Genomic DNA, 17,896 nt, shown 5'->3' on the forward strand with positions numbered 1-17,896 from the left:
CTGCTACACTTCCCCTGATGAGCATCAACCGCCGCGCCGTCCTGACCGCTGCCCTTGCCGGCTTCCTCACGCTCCCGCTCCCCCGCCGCGCCCTCGCCGCGGGCGAGGTGGAGCGCGTGGACGACCTGATCGCCCGCATGACCATAGAGGAAAAGGCGGGCCAGATGACCTGCCTGGCCGACAGTTTCCGCCCCTACAACCCGCCCAACCCGCAGGTCGGCATCCAGAATGAAAGGCAACTGGCGGACGAAATCCGCAAGGGCAGGGTCGGCTGCCTGTTCAACGGCATCGGCGTGGCGGGCGCCCGCCGCGCACAGGACATCGCGCTCAAACAGAGCCGCCTCGGCATCCCCCTGCTGTTCGCGGGCGACGTGATCCATGGCCTCAAGACCATCTTCCCCGTGACCCTGGCCGAATCGGCCAGCTTCGACCCCTCGCTCGCCGAACGCACCGCCCGCGCCATGGCGGTGGAGGCGACGGCGGCGGGCCTGCACCTCACCTTCGCGCCGATGGTCGATGTCGCCCGCGACCAGCGCTGGGGCCGGGTGGTGGAGGGGGCGGGGGAGGACGTCGCCCTCGGCAGCCTCTTCGCCGCCGCCCGCGTGCGCGGCTTCCAGGGCCGCGACCTGCGCCGCGACGACAGCCTGCTCGCCTGCCCCAAACATTTCGCCGCCTATGGCGCGGTCGCGGGCGGCCTGGAATATGGCAGCGTCGACATCAGCGAAGAGACGCTGCGGGAGACGCATCTGCCCCCCTTCGGCGCGGCCTTCGCGGCGGGCGCGCTCACCACCATGGCCGCCTTCAGCGAGATCAACGGCGTCCCCGCGACAGCCGACCGCGACCTCCTCACCGACCTGCTGCGCGGCGAGATGAAATTTCGCGGCTTCGTCTTTTCCGACTATACCGCCGACGAGGAACTGATCGCCCATGGCTATGCGGAGGATGAGCGCGACGCCGCCCGCCTCGCCATCCTCGCGGGCGTCGACATGTCGATGCAGAGCGGCCTCTATATCCGCCACATCCCCGATCTGGTGAAAAGCGGCGCGGTGCCGATGGAAACGGTCGACGTCGCCGTTCGCCGCATCCTCTACGTCAAGACCGCCATCGGCCTGTTCGAAAACCCCTACCGCTCATTGAATGAGGAAGTGGAAAAGACCCGCATCTTCACGCCTTCCCATCGCGCCCTTGCCCGCGAAGCCGCCACCCGCTCCATCGTGCTGCTCCAGAACAACGGCGTCCTCCCCCTCGACCCCGCCAAAGGCCAGACCATCGCCCTGATCGGCCCCTTTGCCGAGGACAGGATGAACGTCTACGGCCCCTGGGCCTTTTACGGCGACAAGGGCAAGGGCGTCGACATCGCCACCGGCCTGCGCGCCGCCATGCCGGACCCCGCCAAATTGCTGATCGCGCCCGGCAGCGGCATATTGACGCCCATCGACGGCGGCGTCGCCAAGGCGGTGGAGACCGCGAAGGCGGCGGATGTCGTCCTCCTGGCGCTGGGTGAATCCCAGGACATGTCGGGGGAGGCGCAATCGCGCACCGCCATCGAAATCCCCATCGTGCAGCAGGCGCTGGCCGACGCCGTCGCCGCCACCGGCAAGCCCGTCATCGTCCTGCTCCGCCACGGCCGCGCCCTCGCGCTGCATGACGGCGTGGCCAATGCGCAGGCGATCCTCGCCACCTGGTTCCTCGGTTCCGAATCCGGCCATGCCATTGCCGACATAGTGTTCGGCAAGGAAAACCCCTCCGCCAAGCTGCCGGTCAGCTTCCCCTGGGAATCGGGGCAGGAGCCTTTCTTCTACGACCGCAAGTCGACCGGCCGCCCGGTGATCGACAACCGCACCGAATATCGATCGCGCTACACGACCACCGACAACAGCGCCCGCTTTCCCTTCGGCCACGGCCTCAGCTACAGCGAGTTCGTCCTCGACCAGCTCAAATTCTCCGACACCGCGCTCCGCTGGGACGCCGCCATCGGCATCACCGTCCGCGTCACCAACAAGGGCCAGCGCAAGGGCAGCGAAGTCGTCCAACTCTACATCCGCGACCGCGTCGCCAGCCGCACCCGCCCCATCCGCGAACTCAAACGCATAGAGCGCGTCACGCTGGGACCGGGCGAGAGCAAGACGCTCCGCTTCTCCCTCTCCCGCATCGACCTGGAATTCGTCGGCGCAGGCAACCGCCGCCTCGCCGAACCCGGCGCCTTCGACCTGTGGATCGGCCAGTCCAGCGTCGGCGGCCTGCAAGGCGCCTTCACCCTCTACGCCGCAGGGTAGCAGCGGCCATGGACCTTCACCCCATAACGTCATCCCGGGCTTGACCCGGGATCCCGCTTTCTTTTCTTCCGCCGCGTCAGGGGAAGCTGGACCCCGGGTCAAGCCCGGGGTGACGAAACCCGGATGGAGTGGACGAAGCCCTGTCCTACACCCCCGCGACCATGCCATAACCCCGCTGGCTCTTTCCCACCGTCAACCCATTCACCCCGCGCCGCGCGGGCACCCTCCGCACACCCATTCCGCAAAAATTCTCCTATTGCGAAATCAACGCCACCACTCCGCACCCACGCAAATGCGTGAGCCACAACGCTGTGAACTTCGCAACGACAGCACCTGCTGCAAAACTCCACCGGAGCGCCTTCACCACGCCTTGCCGCTCTGCTAGAGGCCCCCTCCATGCTCAACCTGAACGGCATCACCGTGCGCCTCGGCGGCCGCGCTATTCTCGACCGCGCCAGCGCCGCGCTGCCGCCGCGCAGCCGCGTCGGCCTCATCGGCCGCAACGGCGCGGGCAAATCGACCCTGATGAAGGTGATGATCGGCCAGATCGACCCGGACGAGGGCAGTTGCGACATGCCCCGCGACACCCGCCTCGGCTATATCGCGCAGGAAGCGCCGTCGGGCACCGCCACCCCCTTCGACACCGTCCTCGCCGCCGACAGGGAACGCGCCGAACTGATGGCGGAGGCGGAACATACCGAAGATCCCGACCGGCTCGGCCATATCTACGAACGGCTGAACGCCATCGACGCCTACACCGCCCCGGCCCGCGCCGCCCGCATCCTGGTCGGCCTGGGCTTCGACGAGGAAATGCAGGGCCGCCCGCTCGACAGCTATTCGGGCGGCTGGAAGATGCGCGTGGCGCTGGCCGCCCTGCTCTTCTCCAATCCCGACCTGCTGCTGCTCGACGAACCGTCCAACCATCTCGACCTGGAAGCGACGCTCTGGCTGGAAAATTTCCTCAAAAGCTATCGCGGCACCGTGGTCGTCATCAGCCACGAACGCGACCTGCTCAACAATGTGGTCGACTATATCCTGCATCTGGAGGGGGGCAGGGTCACCCTCTATCCCGGCGGCTACGACGCCTTCGAACGGCAGCGCGCCGAACGCCTCGCCCAGCAGGAGGCCGCTCGCGTCAAGCAGCAGGCGGAGCGTGAGAAATTGCAGGATTATGTCGCCCGCAACTCCGCCCGCGCCTCCACCGCGAAACAAGCCCAGTCCCGCGCCAAGGCGCTGGCGAAGATGCAGCCCATCGCCGCCGCCATCGAAGACCCGACGCTGCATTTCGGCTTCCCCAGCCCGCCCGAACTGCGCCCGCCGCTCATCACCATGGACATGGCGGCGGTCGGTTACAACGACACGCCCGTCCTGCGCCGCGTGAACCTGCGCATCGATCCCGACGACCGGCTGGCGCTGCTCGGCCGCAACGGCAACGGCAAGACCACGCTGGCCCGCCTGATCGCCGCGCAGTTGAAGCCGATGGAAGGCGCGATGAACGCTTCGGCCAAGATGAATGTCGGCTATTTCACCCAATATCAGGTGGAGGAACTGGACGTTGGCGACACGCCGCTCGAACATATGAGCCGGGTGATGAAGGGCGCAACCCCCGCCGCCGTCCGCGCCCAGCTAGGCCGCTTCGGCTTCTCCGGCGAGCGCGCCACGCAGAAGGTCGGCTCCATGTCGGGCGGGGAGAGGGCGCGGCTGGCCCTCGCCCTCATCACCCGCGACGCGCCGCACCTGCTGATCCTCGACGAGCCGACCAACCATCTCGACGTCGACAGCCGGGAGGCGCTGGTGCAGGCGCTGAACGACTATTCGGGCGCGGTGGTCATCGTCAGCCACGACCGCCACATGATCGAACTGGTGGCCGACCGCCTCGTGCTGGTCGACAACGGCACGGCCCAGCCCTTCGACGGCAGCCTGGAGGATTATACCGACATCATCCTGCGCAAGGCCGACGGAAACGGTGGCGGCAATGGGGGTTCGGGGGGCGATGCGCCGAAGACCGACCGCAAGGCGGAAAAGCGCACCGCCGCGCAATGGCGCGAACGGCAGAAGGCGGCGAAGAACGCCGTCAGCAAGGCGGAAAAGGAAATGGCCGCGCTGGCCGCCGAACGCAGCCGCATCGACCAGGCGCTGTTCGACCCCAAAAGCGCGACCGGCGCGGAGGCGAAGATGACCATGACCGAACTGATGGTGAAGCGCGCCGACCTCGAAAAGAAGCTGGAAGCGGCCGAAGAAAGCTGGATGGAAGCCAGCGCCGCGCTGGAGGAACTATAAGAGCCTGTTCGCACTAGCGCTGGCCTTCACCCGCCCGAAGGTTCCTCCGTCAAAGGTCCCTCCAGCCCATCCGCCCCCGTCCGCATCTTCGTCACGATATTCCAGGTCGCGATGAACAGCGCCGCGATCACCGGCCCGATGACGATGCCGTTGAACCCGAACAGGTCGATCCCGCCCAGCGTCGTGATCAGCACCACATAGTCGGGAATCCGCGTATCCCGCCCGACCAGTATCGGACGCAGGATATTGTCCACCATCCCGATCACGAACATGCCGCAAAAGGCGAGGATCAACCCCTCCACCACCGCCCCGGTCACGAACAGATAGATGGCCACCGGCACCCAGACCAGCCCCGTCCCAACCGCCGGGATCAGCGAGAACGCCCCCATCAGCACGCCCCACAGCAACGCCCCCGGCAGCCCCAGCGCCCAGAACACCACGCCGCCGATCACCCCCTGCACGATGGCGACGACGATGCTGCCCTTGATCGTGGCGCGGATGACGATGACGAACTGCTGCATCAACGCCTGGCGATAGGCGGTGCGCATCGGCGCCGCCCGGTCCACCATCGCCGCCAGCTTCGGCCCGTCGCGCAACAGGAAGAAGGTCAGGTACAGCATCACGCCCAGCGCCATCAGGAAGCTGAACGCGCTCTGCCCGATCTGCAACGCCTGCGTCGCCACCGTGCGGAAACTGGACGTTATGCCTTCGCTCAGCATCTCGCGCACCGCGGCGAAATTGGTGATGCCCAGCCGCTCCAGAAAGGCCGCGGCCCATCTGGGCAGGCTCGCCTGGAACTGCGCGAACATGCGGGCGAAGTTGATCTCGCCGGTTTGCACCTTGGCGTAGAAGAGGGTCGCTTCCTGCACCAGCGCCATGGCCAGGATGATGGCCGGCACGATCACCAGCGCGACGATCAGCAGCAGCGTCAGCGCCGCCGCGCTGTTCCGGTGCCGGGGCATCATGCCGACCAATCCCTGGTTGACGGGGGCGAACAGGATGGCGGCGATCACGCCCCACAATATGGCCGCGAAAAAGGGCTCGATCACCAGGGCGAAGGCGACCGAGACGATGAGGACGAAGCCCAGGAAGACTCCATCCTCTATCCGCGCTGCTGACGGCTCTTTATTGTCCATGACGCCGCTTTGGCAGAAGTCCCGATGTAAATCTATCCGCCGGTCATTCCGCCTTGGCACTGAACCCGAAGCTGACAGATACCTTGGGGTCCAGCCCCGCGCTGCTGTCGCCATTGCCGACGCCGAAGGATGCGCGGGCTATGGTGGCCGATCCGGAAACCTTGCGCGCCTTGCCGGTGCCGGACAGGGTGAAGCGGATGCTCTGCGGCTTGCTCACGCCCTTGAGGGTCAGGGTGCCAGAGGCGCGATAGCCGTTCGCGCCGGCCTTCTCCGCGCCCTTTGCGGTGAAGACGGCCTTGGGGTGCGCCGCCGCGCCGAAAAATTCGTCCCCGGCCAGCATGCCGTCCTTGTAGCTGTCCCCGACGCTGGCGCTTGCCAGGTCGATCTCCACGCGGATGTCGGCGCTGTCCGGATGGGCCGGGTCCATCGCGATCTTCGCCGTCCATCTGGAAAAGCCGCCGCTGATCGTCTCGCCGCCGTTCCCGACGTAAAAGCCGATGGTCCCGCCGGGCTGCACCGCCCAGGAGGGCGGCGGGCCGGCCGGTTCTTCCGCCGCCGCATTGTCGGCTTCGGCCGGGACAGCAGCATTGCCGGCATTGTCGGCCGGCTCTGCGGCATTGGCGGGCGTTTCTTCTTCCTCCTCGACCGCCGCTGGCAGGACCGGCGCGGCGGCCGCCTTCGGAGCGGGCGCAGGCAGGATGACGCGCCCCAGGACGAACCCCAGCGCGATCAGCGCGGGCAAGGCCGCCAGCCACAGCGGAGAGCGGGCGGGCATCATCCGCCACAGCAACCCGTCGCCCTTCAGGACATGATGCCGCAGCGCGCCCGCGACATGCAGCGCGAACAGCGCGATGCCGATCCAGGCGATCAGGCCGTGCCCGCCCTCGGCCAGTTCATGCGCGGTCATGGGCAGGGGCAGGTGGGGCAGGGGGACGATGCCGAAGAACAGGGTCGGCACCTTCACCTTAGCGGTCGACACCAGCGCCCATCCCGTCAGCGGCGCACCCAGCATGAAGAGGTAGAGCCCCGCGTGCACCGCCTTGGCCAGGGCGCCCTGCCAGCCGCGCTCGACCGGCGCCGGGCGCGGCTTCCAATAGCGTATGGCGATGCGGGCGCAGGTCAGCAGCAGGATAGAGATGCCTATCGACTTGTGCCATTGGAACAGCGCGAAGCCGCGCGCGCCGAGATCTTCCAGCGCCCATCCCACCGCGATCTGGAAGGCGAGCAGGGCGGCGATCGCCCAGTGCAGGAAAATGGCCAGCCGGCTATAGCGTTGCATCAAGACCCCCATGCGACAATGTGGCGCGGAAGCTATGCCGCACCTGCGCGGAAGTCCACCGCCGCGCCGGGAAACGATCCGTTACCTCAACGGATGAACGGCCTTCGCGCCTGTGTCATAAAGGTCGCAGCCCGACCAATTTCCACCTGATGATTGCATCCCGGCGGCCAGTGGCTAAGAGCATAGGAAAACAGGACACAGGACAAGCAGGACATGGCCAAACCCGAATCCTGGCGCCTTAGCCCGGCAGCTTATCGTTTCGTCACCAGCATCGACACCCGCTTCCAGGACATCGACACGATGGGCCACATCAACAATGTGGCGATCTCCGGCATATTCGAAACGGCCCGCATCCGGTTCCACCATCATCTGGGCCGCCATCCGCAGGAACAGGGGGTGCGCTGGCTCGTCGCGAACGTGAACCTGAATTTCGTCGAGGAAGCCCATTTCCCCTATCCGTTCGAGGTGCATTGCGCGATCGGCCATATCGGCCGCACGAGCTGGACCATCAGTTCGGCCGGCTTTCAGAAAGGGGTGTGCGTCGCGACCGCAGACACCACCGTCGTCACCCATGGGTCGGAGGGACGCCGCGCCATCGACGAAACCCTGCGCGCGGCGATGGAACGCAATTTCATCATCCGCCCCGACTGAATGTCGATCGGTCCTGGCGGAAGCCGTCCATGCGGCGGCTCCACTGGAAGGCGATGACCGCGGCCTTGGCCGGCTGGATCATCGCCAGCGCGAGCAGGATCGCAAGGCCGGGCCATAGCGCCGCCTGCACCCCCAGCGGAATGTCCAGCGCCGCGTTCACCTCTATCATCAGCGGCACGAGCAGGTGCCCCAGCAGCAATATGACGATATAGGCGGGGAAATCGTCCGCCCGCGACGCGTCCCACGCCTGCCCGCAATGGCGGCAGGCGGGGCTTGGCTTCAGGAAGCGCGCGAACATGCGGCCTTCGCCGCAGGCGGGGCAACGGCCCCTGAGGGCAAGCGCCAGCGCCGGCCGCAAAGGCCGCGCCGCATCGTCATGGGGCAATCCCTGATCCATCGCCTTCCCCTATGGCCAATGGACGGTCCGCGCAATATGCGCGCATCCTGTTAGAGCTTCCGCGCCGCGCAAAGCCTGTTAAGAAGCGGCCATGCGCCTTCCGGGACCGACCGAAACCTTCGTCCTGTTCGACGACGCCCGCACGCGGGCGCCCGCCCCCGCGCGCCTCTATCGCGATCCGGTGTCGGTCATCGCCGCCCATCGGCTGGCGGAGGTGCAGCCGGCGCTGGACCGCCTGGCCGAAGCGGCGGAGGCCGGGCTGCACGCCGCCGGCTTCATCGCCTATGAAGCCGGGCTGGCGCTGGAGGATCGCCTCCACCCGCTGGCGGAGCGGCACCGGCAGGACCGGCCGAAGACGCCGCTTCTCTGGTTCGGCCTGTTCGAAGGGGTGCGCCTGATCGATCCGGGTGCCATGACCGGCCTGCTGCCCGACCCGGCGGGCGCCGGGGTGGACCGCGTCCAGCCGCTGATCGACGAGGGCGCCTATCGCGCCGCCTTCGCCCAGGTCCAGGACTATATCCGCGCCGGCGACATCTATCAGGTCAACCTGACCTTTCCCTGCGCCGCGCATTTCACCGGCGATCCCATGGCGCTCTATGCCGCGATCCGCCCGCGCCAGCAGGCCGGCTATGGCGGCATGCTGCGCACCGGCGACCATATGATCCTCTCCTTTTCGCCGGAGCTGTTCTTCACCCATGTCCGCGGCCAGTTGACCGCGCGCCCGATGAAGGGCACCGCCCCCCGCGATCCCGACCTGGCCCGCGACGCCGACCTCATCCAATGGCTGGAGCGGGACGCCAAGCAGCGCGCCGAAAACCTGATGATCGTCGACCTGCTGCGCAACGATCTGTCGCGGGTCTCCCGCGCTGGCACGGTCACGGTGCCCGACCTGTTCAAGGTGGAAACCTATCCGACCGTCCACCAGATGGTGTCGACCGTCCGGGCGCGGCTGCTGCCTGGCCTTTCCCCGGTCGACGTGCTGCGCGTCCTCTTCCCCTGCGGGTCGATCACCGGCGCGCCCAAGGTCCGGGCGATGGAGATCATCGATGCGGTCGAACCCTTCGCGCGCGGCGTCTATACCGGCTCCATGGGCTGGATCGATCCGTCGGGCGACGCCGCGTTCAATGTTGCCATCCGCACCATTTGCGTCGAAGAAGGCAGCAGGGAGGGGCGCCTGGGTCTGGGATCGGGCATCGTCGCGGATTCGGATGTCGCGTCCGAATGGGCGGAATGCCTGGCCAAGGGGCGCTTCCTCGCACCGGCCTGATTCATCGGCGCCATCATCGATCGGCATAAGGGGTTTGCGGTTTTCCATGGCATTGGCTGACGGACGGTTCGATCTGCTCGAAACCATGGCCTTCGATCCGGTCGAGGGCATCAGATTGCTGGAACTGCATCTGGAGCGGTTGAAGACCAGCGCGGAGGCGCTCGACTTCGCCTTCGACCGTCATGACGTGCGCAATGAGCTTCAGGCCGCGACCTTCCGCCTGCGGGAGCGCAGCCGCCTTCGCCTGCTGGTGTCGCGCCGGGGCTCCATCGCCATCGAAGTGCGCGAATATCGCACCTGGCCGCAGGCGATCATGCAGGTCGCGCTCGTCCCCCGCAACGCGCCCGCCGCCGATGCGCGGCTGGCGCACAAGACGACGGACCGCTCCATCTACCGCGACGCCTTGCAGCGCGGGGGCACCTATGAGGTGGTGATGACGGATGAGGAGGGCTTCGTGACGGAGGGCAGCTTCTCCTCCATCTTCATCGAACGCGGCGACAAGCTGCTGACGCCGCCTTTGTCGCGCGGCGTGCTGCCGGGCGTGCTGCGCCGCAGCCTGCTCGACATGGGCGAGGCGGTGGAGGCGGACCTGCGCCCCCGCGACCTGGAAAATGGCTTCTTCATCGGCAATGCCGCGCGCGGCATGGTGGCGGCGTCGCTGTCGCGTTGACGCGCCGAACCGATTTTCCCTGACCCTTATATCCGCACCTGCGGCCACCGGACGCCAACTGGCGGTTGCCCCTTCTTTCGTTGCGCACTAAGGAGCCTGCCGTCCGTATCATTGCGGGCCTTGGGGATTCTTCAGAAAGATTGTCACGATGAGCCAGACTTCCGCAGCCCTCGGTCGCATCCAGCCCTCCGCCACCCTGGCGATGAGCGCGCGCGTGAATGCCCTGAAAGCCGAAGGCGTGGACGTCATTGGCCTCTCCGCCGGCGAACCGGACTTCGACACGCCCGACTTCGTGAAGGAGGCGGGGATCCAGGCGATCCGCAAGAACCTCACCCGCTACACCGATGTCGACGGCACCGCCGACGTCAAGGACGCCGTCGCCTTCAAGTTCAAGCGCGACAATGGCCTGCTCTACAAGCGCAGCCAGATCAGCGTGAACTCGGGCGGCAAGCACACGCTGTTCAACGCGCTGGTCGCGACTGTCGATCTCGGCGACGAGGTCATCATTCCGGCGCCCTATTGGGTCAGCTATCCCGACATCGTGAACTTCGCGGGCGGCACCCCGGTCTTCATCGAGGCGCCGGCGAGCCAGGGCTACAAGATCACCGCCGCCCAGCTCGACGCCGCGATCACGCCCAGGACCAAGTGGGTCATGCTGAACTCGCCCTCCAACCCGTCGGGCGCGGCCTATTCGGCGACGGAGCTGAAGGCGCTGGGCGAGGTGCTGCTGCGTCATCCGCATGTGCTGGTGATGACCGACGACATGTATGAGCATGTCTGGTATGCGCCGACGCCCTTCGCCACCATCGCGCAGGTCTGTCCCGACCTCTACGACCGCACGCTGACGGTCAACGGCTGTTCCAAGGCCTTTTCCATGACGGGCTGGCGCATCGGCTTTGCCGGCGGCCCGGAATGGCTGATCAAGGCGATGGGCAAGCTCCAGTCGCAGTCGACCAGCAATCCCTGCTCGATCAGCCAGGCGGCCGCCGTCGCCGCGCTGACCGGCGATCAGGATTTCCTGGAGGAGCGCAATGCCGCCTTCAAGAAGCGCCGCGACATGGTCGTCGCCATGCTGAACGACGCGCCGGGGCTGGACTGCCCGACGCCGGAGGGCGCCTTCTACGTCTATCCCGACGCCAGCGGCCTGATCGGCAAGACGACGCCCAAGGGGCAGGTCATCGACAGCGACGAAGCGCTGATCGGCTATTTTCTGGACGAAGCCAAGGTTGCCGCCGTCCATGGCGCGGCCTTCGGCCTCTCCCCGGCCTTCCGCATCAGCTACGCCACCTCCGATGAGGTGCTGCGCAAGGCCTGCACCCGCATCCAGGAGGCCTGCGCCGCCTTGAAGTGACCGTTTCAATCCCCCTGTCGAAGACGGGTGAGGGATTGAAGCTGGAGAGGGGAAGGGCGGAACAGGCCTGCCTTCCCCTCCCGACCCCCCTCTTTTAGGCTGTATCGACATTCAGCCCTGACGGCCTGCAAATGGCGCTTTTCCGTGCTTCCGGTGCTCACCTACTTTGAGTAGGCTGCGCGCCGGGTCACGGAAAACCACCATTTTCGGCTCGCCATCTTCTGAATGTCGATACAGCCTAGGAAACGGAAAATTTCCCCGTCGCCGTCTTGCGGATGGAGAGAGGGAGTTTATATCCCGTTTCGAACCGAAACTGGCTTGGTCCGACATCCATCGTTCCGCATCGGGCGTTGGTCGAAACTGCCCTGGCGCAGCGTTCATCCGGGATTAAGCCGCGCGACATTCATGGCCGCCCGCTTGCGGCGGTCGAGACGACCGAAAGGAAGAACGCCATGTTGGCCTTCTTGAAATCCGACCTGTTCCTGCGCTTTCTGGGCGGGTTCGCGATCGGCGCGATCGGCGTCTTCGTGCTTCAGCCGAACAGCGACGCGCCGCCGCTGACCGGCCAGGCCATGGCGGCGTCGGCCCCGGCTCCGGTTGTGGACGATGCGGCGCGCTGACGGCATCGCCCTTGCCTTTCTGGCGGCTTTGGCCGTCGCCTCCCCCTTGCGCGCGGAACGTCCGGTGCTCGCGCCGATCCCGGCGGTCGACGCAGTCCCGGCCCGAAAGCTCGAAACCGCCATTTTCGCGGGCGGCTGCTATTGGGGCGTCGAAGGCGTCTTTTCGCATGTGAAGGGCGTGCGTCTCGCCGTGTCCGGCTTCGCGGGCGGCCCGCGTGGCCGCAGGGTGGATTACGAACAGGTGAGCGAGGGCGATACCGGCTTTGCCGAATCCGTCCGCGTCACCTACGATCCCAGGCAGGTCAGCTACGGCACGTTGCTGCGCATCTTCTTCTCGGTGATCGCCGATCCGACCACGCTCGACTATCAGGGTCCGGATCACGGCACGCAATATCGCAGCGCGCTGTTCCCCCTGAACGCGGAGCAGGAACGGGCCGCCAGGGCCTATCTCGTCCAGCTTGGCCAATCGGGCCTCTGGCGCGACCCCATCGTCACCCGCATCGAACGCTTCACCGGCTTTCAGGATGCGGACGACTATCATCAGGACTTCCTGAGGAAAAACCCCCGCCACCCCTATGTCCAGCGATGGGACATACCCAAGCTGACGGCCCTCAAGGCGCTGTTTCCCGCATTTTACAGCGACCGCCCCTCTGCTTGAAAGGCAATGTCATGAGCGACACCCACGGCCTCACGCTGCTCTCGACCCTGCATGAAGACGGTCGCCTGACCGTCGAACTGGCGGAGGAAACGCTCCCCGCGCCCAAGGGCGACGAAGTGCTGGTCCGGGTGGAGGCCGCGCCGATCAATCCTTCCGACCTGGGTCTGCTGTTCGCTGCCGCCGATCTGGCGAATGCCGATTATGCGGAGGGCCGGATCGTTGCCCGCATGTCCGATCCGGCGCGCCGAGCGCTGGTGGGGCGCGTCGGCCAGCCCATGACCATCGGCAATGAAGCCGCCGGCACCGTCATGGCCGCGGGCGAGGCGCCGGAAGCCCAGGCATTGCTGGGCAAGCGGGTCGCGATGATCGGGGGCGGCATGTTCGCGGAATACCGCCTGCTTGGCGCCGCCGGCTGTATGGCCCTGCCGGACGATGTCACGGCGGAGCAGGGGGCGTCGGCCTTCGTCAACCCGCTGACGGCGCTGGGCTTCGTCGAAACCATGACGCGCGAAGGGCACAAGGCGATAGTGCACACCGCCGCCGCCTCCAATCTGGGCCAGATGCTGGTGCGCATTTGCCAGGAGGACGGCATTCCGCTGGTCAACATCGTCCGCAATGAAGCGCAGGTGGCGATCCTCCAGGACATGGGCGCCGAATATGTGCTGGACAGTTCGCAGGAAGACTTCGTCGCCCGGCTTCAGGATGCGGTCGCTGCCACCGGCGCCACCATCGCCTTCGACGCGATCGGCGGCGGCCATCTGGTCAGCCAGATTCTCAACGCCATGGAGCAGGTGGTGAGCAAGAACGCGCCCTATAGCCGCTATGGCTCGGACATATTGAAGCAGGCCTATATCTACGGCGCGCTTGACATGTCGCCGACCATCCTGACGCGCAGCTTCGGCTTTGGCTGGAATATCGGCGGCTGGCTGCTTTTCTCCTTCCTGCAAAAGGCGAGCACCGAAACCGCCGAGCGCCTGCGCCAGCGGGTGCGCGATGGCCTGACGACCACCTTCGCCAGCCATTACAAGGCGCGCATCTCCCTCAAGGAAGCGCTGAGCCGCGACGCGGTGCTGACATATAGCGCCCGCCGGACAGGGGAGAAATATCTGATCGTACCCAATGGTTGAGTTGGGGTGGGAAGCGGACCTTTCCCCTATTCGTCACCCCGGACTTGATCCGGGGTGACGGTGGGATAATGACCGCAACTTGCCGAAGCGCCCCTCTATAGAAAGGTCGTAGCCGCCGCCATTGCGCCAGCCCCGGCCAGGCCGGCCAGCAGCGCCACCAGCATGTAGCGCCAGCCGCTGCCCACCCGGATCAGCCTGACCTCCGTCAGGGGCGGCGGCGGGGGGGCGCCGCCCTTTTCCGGAAAGGCCTCCTCGATCCGCTTCACGAGGCCCGGCAGGCGCTGCAAGATGCGGACATTCTCGATCAGCGCGTCGGCGGCCTTCGCCTCCGGCCCCAGTTCGGCGCGCAGCCATTCCTTCACATAGGGGCCGCTCGTCTCCCACAGGTTGATGTCGGGGTCGAGCGCGGTCGCGACGCCCTCCACCATCACCATCGTCTTCTGCAGCAGCAGCAGGTGCGGCTGGGTCTGCATGTCGAAATCGCGGGTGATGGCGAACAGGCCGTCCAGCATGCCGCCGACCGACAGTTCGCGCACCGGCTTGCCCCGCATCGGTTCGCCCACGGCCCTCAGGGCGGTCGCGAACTCCTCGACATTGTGATGGCCCGGCACATATTGCGCCTCGAAATGGATTTCCGCCACGCGGCGGTAATTGCCGGTGATGAGGCCGTAGAGGATCTCCGCGAGCCACATCCGCGCCCGCCGGTCGATGCGGCCCATGATGCCGAAATCGATCGCGACGATGTCGCCATTGGCGGTGACGAACAGATTGCCCTGATGCATGTCGGCATGGAAGAAGCCTTCGGCGATCGCCTGGCGCAGGAAGGCGTTGACCAGCCTTGCCGCGATCTCCTTCACATCATGGCCGGCGGCGATCAGCGCGTCCCGGTCGGAGATCTTGACCCCGTCGATCCACTCCATCGTCATGACCTTGCCGGTCGTGCGGTCCCAATCGATGGCGGGCACGCGATAGCCGGGCATGGCCTCCATCGCCTCGCCCAGTTCCGAAGCCGATGCCGCTTCGCGCCGCAGGTCCAGTTCCCGCGCCGTCCAGCGCTTCATGTTCGCGATGACGAGGCGGGGGCGGAGGCGGGCTACTTCGCCGCCCAGCATCTCGACATGGGCGGCGGCCCATTCATAGGTCTGGATGTCGCGGTTGAACTGGTCGATGACGCCGGGACGGATCACCTTCACCGCGACGTCGCGCCCGTCCGTCGTCACGGCGCGGTGCACCTGCGCGATGGATGCGGCGCCCACCGGCGCCTCGTCGAAGCGGCTGTAGAGCGTTTCCAATGGCCGCCCGAAGCTCTGCTCCATCTGCGCCCGGATGGTGGCGAACGGCACGGGGGGCAGGGCGTCCTGCAGGCGCAGCAGGTCGTTCGCCGCATCCTCCCCCACCAGGTCGGGGCGCGTCGCCAGCGTCTGGCCCAGCTTGATCGCCGCCGGGCCGATCGACTGGAAGGCGTCGGCATAGCGCGGCTGCCGGGGCACCCGCGCGCCCAGCCGCGCCACCCGCACCAGCCGCCGCACCGGCGTCGGCGTCAGCGGATCGCGCTCGATCCCGGTCAGCGCGCCATGCCGCGCCAGGGTGCGGCCCCATTTCAGCAGCCGCCAGATATGCGTGAGGTGGGAAGGCATCGCTATTTATGCCCTTCCCCTGCGGGAGAAGGACGTGACGGGCGCCCCATCAGATTTTCCACCCGCTATGGATCGCCACCAGTCCGCCGAGGATCGGCTCCACCTTCGTCTGCACGAAGCCGGCGTCGCGGATCATCCGCTCGAACGCCGGCATGGGGGGGAAGCGGCGGATTGATTCGACCAGATAGCGATAGCTGTCCTCGTCATCGGCCAGCAGCTTGCCGAGCCGGGGCACCAGCCGGTGCGAATAGACGTCATAGACGTCGGAAAAGCCCGGCCATGTCGTCGTGGAAAATTCCAGGCAGAAGAATCGCCCGCCGAACTTCAGCACCCGATGCGCCTCGCGCAGCGCCCTGTCGACATGGGTCACGTTGCGGATGCCGAAGGCGATCGTATAGGCGTCGAACGCCCGGTCCGCGAAGCTCAGCTCCTCCGCATTCTGTTCCGACCAGATGAGGCCCTCCAGCCCCTTCTTCTTCGCCCGCTCGACGCCCACGGCCAGCATTTCGGGGTTGATGTCGGACACGGTCACCTGGGCGCCATGGCGATGCAGGCGGAAGGCGATGTCCCCTGTGCCGCCCGCCATGTCCAGTATCCGCTCGTCCCGGTGCGGCTTCACCCGGTTGACGAACTGGTCCTTCCACAGCCGATGCGCGCCGCCCGACATGGCGTCGTTCATCAGATCATATCTGGACGCGACGTTGGAGAAGACGGCGCGGACCATCCCCTGCTTTTCGGCGGCTTCGACATCGCGATAGCCAAAGGAAGCGGTTTCACTCATGGCCGCACGCTCTAGAGCATTTTTCCGGGCAGAGGAAACATCTGAGATCGGGTAAAATGTCCATGGCCCGCCGCATGCGCCAAGTCGCCTGTTGCCGGGCCGTCCGGCGCATTACATAGAGGGCCATGCCCGAACTTCCCGAAGTCGAAACCACCGTGGCGGGCCTGCGCTCCGTCCTGCAAGGCTCGCTCCTGACGCGGGTGGAGCCGCGGCGCGCCGACCTGCGCTTCCCGATACCCGCCGACCTGCGCCAGCGGCTGACCGGCGCCACCGTCACCGGCCTGTCGCGCCGCGCCAAATATGGCCTGATCGACACCGATCGCGGCGACACGCTGATCTTCCACCTTGGCATGTCGGGCCGCTGGCGAATCGATCCGGCGGAGATCGGGGCGCATGATCATCTGCTGATCGGGACGGGGGGAGGGCGGCTGCTTGCGCTGAACGACCCGCGCCGCTTCGGCTCGCTCGACCTGGTTCGCAGCGAGGCGCGGGAAGCCTACAACCCCTTCACCCGCATGGGACCGGAACCGCTGGGGCCGGATTTCACCCCCGATAGCCTGGCCGCCGCGCTCAAGGGCAAGGCGACGTCGATCAAGGCCGCGCTGCTCGATCAGCGCATCGTCGCGGGACTGGGCAATATCTATGTCTGCGAGGCGCTCAACATGGCGGGCATCGCCCCGACGCGCGAAGCGGGCCGGATCGGCCGGGCGCGTCTCGTCCTGCTGGTCGACGCGATTCGGGAGGTGCTGGCCGCCGCCATCGCCGCAGGCGGCTCCACCCTGCGCGACTATGCGCGGCCCGACGGGGAACTGGGCTATTTCTCCAAGCAATGGCGGGTCTATGGCCGCGAAGGGGAGCCCTGCGTCTGCGGCACGCCCATCAGGCGCCGCCTGGACGGGGGCAGATCGACCTTTTTCTGCCCGAAATGCCAGAAATAGCGGGGCGCTCGGCGGTTGACGCAACCCCGGTTCCCCTGTAAGGGGCGCACCTTCACGAGAGCTGGTTGGCGATTCCGACGGGCTCCTTCACGAGATTTGACGAGAACCGAGGACAATAAATGGCCAATACGCCGCAAGCCAAGAAGCGCATCCGCCGCAACGCCCGCCGCGCCGAGATCAACGGCGCCCGCATCAGCCGGATTCGCACCCTGGTGAAGAAGGTCGAAACCGCCCTCGCCGCCGGCGACAAGGCTGCCGCGACCACGGCGCTTCAGTCGGTCCAGCCGGAACTCGCTCGCGGCGTGGCCCGCGGCGTGCTGCACAAGAACACCGCGGCCCGCAAGTTCGGCCGTCTGACGAAGCGCGTCAGCGCTCTCGGCTGAGACGCAGCCGCTTTTTTAAGCTCGTCAGTCAGGACAGGCCCGCCCCGCAATCGATGCAGGGCGGGCTTTTTCATATTCTGTTCACCAAAGGGTCATTTTGGAGGAAGCCCCGGTTTCCCGCGATTCTCCTTCGATTCGAGCGCGGGGCCTGCTTGGGCAAGCTTATAAGTAACTGAAAAATGGTGATAATTTTTCAAACCGGCCTTTTCTGCGGAGTTTGCCGAGTCAACGGGTTTATTTAACATTTTTGACAGGCAGCGCCCTTGATCCGACGAAGCAGGCCTGTCTATTTTGATCCTCCGGCCGCCACTCGAATCGAATTTCCGGCGGTCATCAGAAGGTTGGTTGATGCAAGGCGTTCGGAAAGGCGGGGCTTTTCCGGAACGGGTCTCTGTGTCGCATCGCCCCTGCCTATGGGGGTGCAGTTGATGGGGGTCGACTGTTT

General features: G+C 66.4%; 16 protein-coding genes. 11 read left to right on the forward strand and 5 right to left on the reverse strand.

Going from position 1 to position 17,896, the window contains the following annotated elements:
- The first annotated feature begins 17 nt into the window (after positions 1 to 17).
- Together Sj15T_RS17305 and Sj15T_RS17310 are read left to right on the forward strand one after the other, a co-directional pair.
- Positions 18 to 2,276: a glycoside hydrolase family 3 N-terminal domain-containing protein gene (locus Sj15T_RS17305; RefSeq protein WP_013039303.1), complete on the forward strand. Its 2,259-nt coding sequence runs from the start codon at positions 18 to 20 to the stop codon at positions 2,274 to 2,276.
- A 396-nt stretch (positions 2,277 to 2,672) separates the two neighbouring features.
- The gene (locus Sj15T_RS17310; RefSeq protein WP_013039304.1) at positions 2,673 to 4,556 is read left to right on the forward strand and encodes an ABC-F family ATP-binding cassette domain-containing protein; all 1,884 of its coding nucleotides are present in this window, start codon (positions 2,673 to 2,675) and stop codon (positions 4,554 to 4,556) included.
- 26 nt (positions 4,557 to 4,582) lie between these two features.
- On the opposite strand, the gene Sj15T_RS17315 is transcribed toward Sj15T_RS17310, so the two are convergent.
- Positions 4,583 to 5,692 carry an AI-2E family transporter gene (locus Sj15T_RS17315; protein ID WP_013039305.1) on the reverse strand — a complete coding sequence of 370 codons (1,110 nt, stop codon included), beginning with the start codon at positions 5,690 to 5,692 and terminating at the stop codon, positions 4,583 to 4,585.
- 43 nt (positions 5,693 to 5,735) lie between these two features.
- Positions 5,736 to 6,971: a YceI family protein gene (locus Sj15T_RS17320; RefSeq protein WP_041386263.1), complete on the reverse strand. Its 1,236-nt coding sequence runs from the start codon at positions 6,969 to 6,971 to the stop codon at positions 5,736 to 5,738.
- A gap of 213 nt (positions 6,972 to 7,184) precedes the next feature.
- Here Sj15T_RS17320 and Sj15T_RS17325 point away from each other — a divergent pair, with 213 nt between their 5' ends.
- A complete protein-coding gene (locus Sj15T_RS17325; RefSeq protein ID WP_013039308.1) occupies positions 7,185 to 7,622 on the forward strand; it encodes a thioesterase family protein in 438 nt (145 codons plus the stop codon).
- On the opposite strand, the gene Sj15T_RS17330 is transcribed toward Sj15T_RS17325, so the two are convergent.
- A complete protein-coding gene (locus Sj15T_RS17330) occupies positions 7,606 to 8,019 on the reverse strand; it encodes a DUF983 domain-containing protein (RefSeq protein WP_007687678.1) in 414 nt (137 codons plus the stop codon). The two genes, Sj15T_RS17325 and Sj15T_RS17330, sit on opposite strands and share 17 nt — an antisense overlap.
- Positions 8,020 to 8,110: 91 nt before the next feature.
- Here Sj15T_RS17330 and pabB point away from each other — a divergent pair, with 91 nt between their 5' ends.
- From pabB to Sj15T_RS17360, 6 genes are all read left to right on the forward strand, one after another.
- On the forward strand, positions 8,111 to 9,286 hold the full coding sequence (gene pabB, locus Sj15T_RS17335) for an aminodeoxychorismate synthase component I (RefSeq protein WP_013039309.1): 1,176 nt from the start codon (positions 8,111 to 8,113) through the stop codon (positions 9,284 to 9,286).
- A gap of 46 nt (positions 9,287 to 9,332) precedes the next feature.
- Entirely contained in the window at positions 9,333 to 9,956 is a 624-nt protein-coding gene (locus Sj15T_RS17340; RefSeq protein ID WP_013039310.1) for an aminotransferase class IV, read from the forward strand.
- 148 nt (positions 9,957 to 10,104) lie between these two features.
- Positions 10,105 to 11,307: a pyridoxal phosphate-dependent aminotransferase gene (locus Sj15T_RS17345; protein WP_007687681.1), complete on the forward strand. Its 1,203-nt coding sequence runs from the start codon at positions 10,105 to 10,107 to the stop codon at positions 11,305 to 11,307.
- Between the two features lie 452 nt (positions 11,308 to 11,759).
- A complete protein-coding gene (locus Sj15T_RS17350) occupies positions 11,760 to 11,927 on the forward strand; it encodes a hypothetical protein (protein ID WP_013039311.1) in 168 nt (55 codons plus the stop codon).
- Positions 11,914 to 12,585, forward strand: a complete 672-nt coding sequence (gene msrA, locus Sj15T_RS17355; protein ID WP_013039312.1) for a peptide-methionine (S)-S-oxide reductase MsrA — start codon at positions 11,914 to 11,916, stop codon at positions 12,583 to 12,585. The genes Sj15T_RS17350 and msrA overlap by 14 nt, the downstream gene beginning before the upstream one ends.
- Before the next feature lie 11 nt (positions 12,586 to 12,596).
- A complete protein-coding gene (locus Sj15T_RS17360) occupies positions 12,597 to 13,712 on the forward strand; it encodes a zinc-binding dehydrogenase (RefSeq protein ID WP_013039313.1) in 1,116 nt (371 codons plus the stop codon).
- A gap of 95 nt (positions 13,713 to 13,807) precedes the next feature.
- On the opposite strand, the gene ubiB is transcribed toward Sj15T_RS17360, so the two are convergent.
- Together ubiB and Sj15T_RS17370 are read right to left on the reverse strand one after the other, a co-directional pair.
- Positions 13,808 to 15,349, reverse strand: coding sequence for a 2-polyprenylphenol 6-hydroxylase (ubiB, locus tag Sj15T_RS17365; protein WP_007687692.1), 1,542 nt, complete (start codon positions 15,347 to 15,349; stop codon positions 13,808 to 13,810).
- Between the two features lie 49 nt (positions 15,350 to 15,398).
- Positions 15,399 to 16,130, reverse strand: coding sequence for a class I SAM-dependent methyltransferase (locus Sj15T_RS17370; RefSeq protein ID WP_013039314.1), 732 nt, complete (start codon positions 16,128 to 16,130; stop codon positions 15,399 to 15,401).
- A gap of 125 nt (positions 16,131 to 16,255) precedes the next feature.
- Between Sj15T_RS17370 and mutM the strand changes: the two genes are divergently transcribed.
- Together mutM and rpsT are read left to right on the forward strand one after the other, a co-directional pair.
- Positions 16,256 to 17,068, forward strand: a complete 813-nt coding sequence (mutM, locus tag Sj15T_RS17375; RefSeq protein ID WP_013039315.1) for a bifunctional DNA-formamidopyrimidine glycosylase/DNA-(apurinic or apyrimidinic site) lyase — start codon at positions 16,256 to 16,258, stop codon at positions 17,066 to 17,068.
- 119 nt (positions 17,069 to 17,187) lie between these two features.
- Positions 17,188 to 17,451: a 30S ribosomal protein S20 gene (rpsT, locus tag Sj15T_RS17380; protein ID WP_007687699.1), complete on the forward strand. Its 264-nt coding sequence runs from the start codon at positions 17,188 to 17,190 to the stop codon at positions 17,449 to 17,451.
- The last annotated feature ends 445 nt before the right edge of the window (positions 17,452 to 17,896 follow it).

It is taken from the genome of Sphingobium sp. TA15, from assembly GCF_037101235.1.
Taxonomy (GTDB): Bacteria; Pseudomonadota; Alphaproteobacteria; order Sphingomonadales; family Sphingomonadaceae; genus Sphingobium; species Sphingobium indicum.